4 protein-coding genes are annotated in these 4,722 nt (G+C 59.7%); all 4 read left to right on the top strand.

Translation table 11 applies throughout. The features are described 5' to 3' along the window. Window positions 1-401 (top strand): hypothetical protein (locus EN879_RS24730; protein WP_245493861.1); only part of this gene is annotated, 401 nt, incomplete at its 5' end. A 71-nt stretch (window positions 402-472) separates the two neighbouring features. Further along, window positions 473-1,075: a DUF3011 domain-containing protein gene (locus EN879_RS24725; RefSeq protein ID WP_013529061.1), complete on the top strand. Its 603-nt coding sequence runs from the start codon at window positions 473-475 to the stop codon at window positions 1,073-1,075. A 991-nt stretch (window positions 1,076-2,066) separates the two neighbouring features. Next, window positions 2,067-3,023, top strand: coding sequence for a DUF1403 family protein (locus EN879_RS24720; RefSeq protein WP_063169437.1), 957 nt, complete (start codon window positions 2,067-2,069; stop codon window positions 3,021-3,023). Window positions 3,024-3,025: 2 nt separating this feature from the next. Continuing rightward, the gene (locus EN879_RS24715; RefSeq protein WP_063169436.1) at window positions 3,026-3,688 is read left to right on the top strand and encodes an SMC-Scp complex subunit ScpB; all 663 of its coding nucleotides are present in this window, start codon (window positions 3,026-3,028) and stop codon (window positions 3,686-3,688) included. The last annotated feature ends 1,034 nt before the right edge of the window (window positions 3,689-4,722 follow it).

Genomic DNA, 4,722 nt, shown 5'->3' with positions numbered 1-4,722 from the left:
CCCTTTTGAAAACCGCCGTTGCGGGTCCAGCGGCAGCGCAGACCGCCGCTGAAACAAACCAGACCCTTGACGCGCTGTTCGGCAGTCACACAACCTATCAGCAGTTCTTCGACAAGCTGCAGAAGGCTGTCAGTGCCGGCGACAAGCAGACCGTCGCGTCGATGATCGATTATCCCTTCCGCGCCCGGATCGGCGGCAAGGCGATCAAGATAAACGACGCCGCGCATTTCGTGACGGATTACGACAAGATCGTTACCGCCAAGGTCAAACAGACCGTCCTCAAGCAGACCTACCCGACGCTGTTCGCCAATTGGCAAGGCATCTCAATCGGTGATGGCGAGGTCTGGTTCTCCGGCGTCGGAGACGGCAACACCATCAAGATCACCGCGATCAACGACTGACACCTGGCGGAAGAAATTCCATTTCGATGACACCGACGCAACCGGTCGTTGACCACTCCGGAGGGGTTCACATGCTACGTTACATGTTCATTGCTTTGCTCGCGCTCGGCTCATCGTGGATGATCTCTGATGCCCGCGCACAATCGACCGTCGAATGCCAATCGAGGCACTATCAGTATGGCGAATGCTGGGCGGGCCCGCTGAGCAAGCCGCAACTCATTCATCAGACTTCTGGAAGTCCTTGTATTTTGAACCGGACCTGGGGCTACAATCCACGCAGCAAATATATTTGGGTCGCGCAAGGTTGCTCCGGAATTTTCGCCGATGTCGGCGGCTACCACCATGGACGTGGCGACAGCTTTGATCCCAATGCCCGCATGTATGACCATCGCGGTCATGACGTCGGCGCAGTGGTTGGCGGAGCTATTCTCGGCGCTCTGATCGAGGGGATGGCGGACGATCATCACAATCGACGGCACACGACGAGTAACTACCGCCCCGATAGCAGCTACAATGGTTGTCATGGCATGGGATGCAAGGTCGACAATCCTGACCAGGCAATCGATACCCGACCGCAATTTGACAGGCAGGGAGAGCCAAACTTTGATGTGCATGGCAACTACCAAGGATGCCATGGTGCAGGCTGCCTTGTCGACAATCCTGACGCGGAGTGAATTGAAGGACGAAGGAAGCCGGTCACGATTGTCAAAGCGGGGCTCTTAAATCTTTCCCGCAGCATCAATCTTGATCTTCATCCTGGCATCACCACGGCAGACTTCGTTCACCTGCTTCTTGGTTTCTCCTCGAAGCGGTGGAGGCAGCCGAACATGTTCTCTATCTCCTCCTGCATCGTGGCGGCGGCTGAGACGATAAGATCGAGGTTCTTATGATGTCGATCCATAGGGGCTTGTGCGGAAGCCTCTTTGTACCAAGAAATGCACCAAAAGAGAGCTGATATTCGGAAAAATCGTTGCGAATCAGGCCGTTATGGGAAATCGATGGCGGAGAGGGAGGGATTCCCTTTCACCTCTATGATACTGAAAATACTAGTCTTTTCGCGCTTTTTGTTACACAGTTTGTTACACAGCTACAACTACGATTTATAACCGCTCTAAGCTCGCAGCTTTTGGGCTCGCCTGCCCAATCCATCCGATCTGTCGAAACCGATGGCTTGTAGGACACTCCCGCGTGTGTACGTTGGGGCTTGGGTCAGAAGGTGACCCACAGCAAAGACGGGAGCGCCGCAGCGCAAAAGATCTCATCGGTCAAGGAACAGATAGTGAAGTAGCCTGTGACAATCGGCGCCAGCATCACCTCCAAAGCCGACCAGGAAAAACCCGCAAAAAACGTCGCCCTCAGATACCCCGTCGGCAATGAATATGGGACCGAAGTTGCGCGGCAGATCGGGCGTTAGATGCCTTCATGACATCTGAACCTGAGCAGGCTCCTACGCCGCGAGCCGGCACATTTCCGAACGGAGTTTCGTCCGGCTGCGCAAAAAGGTGCCCTGTCGAGACTTACTTGTTGGCCAAATGGCTTAGCAGGGACGAACTCGTGAAGAGATTGATAATGCAACACTATCAGTCGTTGTGCTGATCCGACAGGCTGTGCGTTTTGGCACGAAAATCATGGCGAAAAGCGCACCGGCACTTTACTCTCCAAATTATGATTCGCCTCGATCCCGCGACCGCCAGCTCCTCTGCGCCGCCCTCCGTTCCCGCGTGGGCGATCACAAGCGCCGGCGCGCCGAGTGACGGCGACGCCGCCTTCCGGGCCGGCGCCGCCCTGGGTGCCCTCGACACGCTCGCCCGCGCGCAGGCAGCCTGGGCCGGCGCTTGGCGGCAGCGGCTGGCGGTTCGCTGCGCCGCCTCCAGCATGCGGCTCGCCGGCCGCGCCGAGGATGCGGCCGCCTTGCGCGATGCCTGGCATTTGCGTCCCCTACGTGCTGACCCCGGTCCCGCAGGCGCCGTCTTTGGCGCCTGGCGGCAGTTGGCCAGGCAGCCGCCCGCCGCTACGCCCGGCCGGCTCGGGAAGATACTCGACCAGCTTGGCCTCCATTGGGACGGCGCCGCGCTCGCCGACCTTTGCACGCAGATCGAAAAACTCGGGGTATCCCAGCGGTCGGCGCCATTCGACGCCGCGGCGATCGCCGCTGAGGTCGTCGCCATGCGTCCCGATGCCGAAGTCTTTGGCTGGTGGCTCGCCGACCTGGTACTGGCGCAACGCCTGGGCTGGCCGCAGCCCCTGCCGCTCCTAATGGCGCAGGGTTTTGGACCATCTTTCCGCACCGAGGCCGGCGGTGGCCGGCGCATCCGGCCCGGGGACAAGAATTTTGAGCGGGCGGTTTGCATCGCGCTCGTCGCGGCCGCCGCGGACGCTTGTCGGTTGGCCGCCGAGCTGTCGCGCCGGGCCGAAAAACTCCTGGCGGTGGCGCCGAAACTGCGCGCCAAAGGCGCCGGCGACGTAATCTTTCTGCTGCTCAGTGAAGACGCCGTGTCCGGATCGCTGACGACGGACAATCTGTCGCGCTTTGCATCGCGACGGCTGTTCGAACGGCTGCAGCAACTGGAGGTCGTGCGCGAGCTCTCCGGCCGCCCCACATTCCGGCTGTTCGGGCTGTAGCGATGAGCGAAGCGTCCGCCCGCCGCAAGCCAAACGATCAGCCGGCGCTGCTCGACACCGAACTGGAACATCTGCCGCCGGAGCTGCGCTGGTGCGAATGGATGGCCCGCGTCGAAGCGGTGATCTTTGCGGCAAATGAACCGGTGACACGTAGTGTCCTCGCGCGGGTGGTGGGAAAAAACTGCAATATCGAGCTGATCATCGACGACATTCGCGCCGAACTCGCCGGCCGCCCTTACGAGCTGGTCGCGGTCGCCGGCGGCTGGCAGCACCGGACCAAAAAGGTTTTTGGCGACGCCATTCACGCAGCCTTCGGCACGGCAGCGGGCGAGGGAGCAAAAGAACTGTCGCAGGCGGAGGCGCTTGTCTTGATGTGCATTGCCTATTTCCAGCCGATCACCCGTGGCGAGCTGTCGAGCTTTTTCGGCAAGGAGGTGTCACGTGACCTGATCGGCGTGCTGCGCGCTGAGCAGCTGGTCGCCTCGGGGCCGCGCAGCCCGCAGCCGGGCGCGCCCTACACCTATGTGACGACCAAAACTTTTCTGTCGCAGTTCGGGCTCGACACGCTGCGCCAGCTGCCGGATTTCGAGGCGCTCGAGGACGCCGGGCTGCTGTCGAAGGAGAAGCTGCTGGATCATCCCAGGGTTTGCAGATATCGACGATGATGGCGCCAGCGCCGCGCTCGACGAATAGATGATCCCATCACGGCGGGACACACGCGATCTCGCCGCTCGTCACATAGAAGATTGCGCCACGCACGCCGTCTGGTCTCGCCGGCTGGGTCCTTCGCGTGACGGAAGGGAGGTGGCGGCACGCGTCCGCTTGTCGATGAAGGATAAGCGAACAGGCAATTGATCGAGCCTGGTCGCACATGTCGATCACCATTGAGAGCTCTCGAAGGGAGAAAGTTCAATTGAACCACGTCTACCTTGAGCTTCTCGCGACGATTGAGGCGTTAAGATCCAGCCCATCGGGGCGACCATTCAGACGCTGATGGACAAGGTTCGCGACCTTTCACAGACGATCAAAGCCCTGAAAGACGATCTCCACCAGACAGCCGGCTATGGCCTGCTAAGAACCTAGCCAGCCGGCGAGTGCCCATCCCGGCCATTGTCAGCGAGGCGGCCATCCCAACAAGATCGCCTTGCCGCCACCGCCAATGGCGGATGCTGACAGCAGCGCCATAAGAACGCCAACGTAGATGGGGAAGATCATCCTCGGGCTATTCGTCCTTCCAAATGACAGTCTTCCCCCGAAAATCCCAATGAAATTTGAGGTTGGCTTTCAGTACCTCGGTGGGGATCCTCGGCTCGATCGCTGTGTGGAGAGCGTTATACGTTTCTCGGCAGAAGCTCGGCGGCGGGACATTCAGCTTGTACCCCGACGGGTACCTAAAATCTTGCTGAGAATTCATCAGGTCAAGGTTGTTGGCAATCATCTTCACGTTCCCAATCGGCGGCATTCCTAGGGCCACTGCGGCTTCGTAAATGTCCTCGATCTTGTGACCGAAGCCGAGCCGGAGACCGCGTTTCGACACGCCCTTTGAAGCTAGATACGCTTTCAAGAGGAGTTCTAGGTGTGAGCTTTCGAGAGGTTGTCCATTCGGACCGGACCGAGGAGACTGGAGTTACCACGCTTCAGCATCCATCGGAGGGTCCGAATGAACATCCACAAGAATGCCCGTCTCACACCGCTGCGT

It is taken from the genome of Mesorhizobium sp. M7A.F.Ca.AU.002.02.1.1, from assembly GCF_003998535.1.
Taxonomy (GTDB): Bacteria; Pseudomonadota; Alphaproteobacteria; order Rhizobiales; family Rhizobiaceae; genus Mesorhizobium; species Mesorhizobium ciceri.
This window is presented reverse-complemented; position numbering and strand designations above follow the sequence as displayed.

Bases quoted from the DNA above. Each gene is read 5' to 3' on its own strand.
- EN879_RS24725 (WP_013529061.1), top strand. From the start codon at position 473: ATGCTACGTTACATGTTCATTGCTTTGCTCGCGCTCGGCTCATCGTGG.
- EN879_RS24720 (WP_063169437.1), top strand. From the start codon at position 2,067: ATGATTCGCCTCGATCCCGCGACCGCCAGCTCCTCTGCGCCGCCCTCC.
- EN879_RS24715 (WP_063169436.1), top strand. From the start codon at position 3,026: ATGAGCGAAGCGTCCGCCCGCCGCAAGCCAAACGATCAGCCGGCGCTG.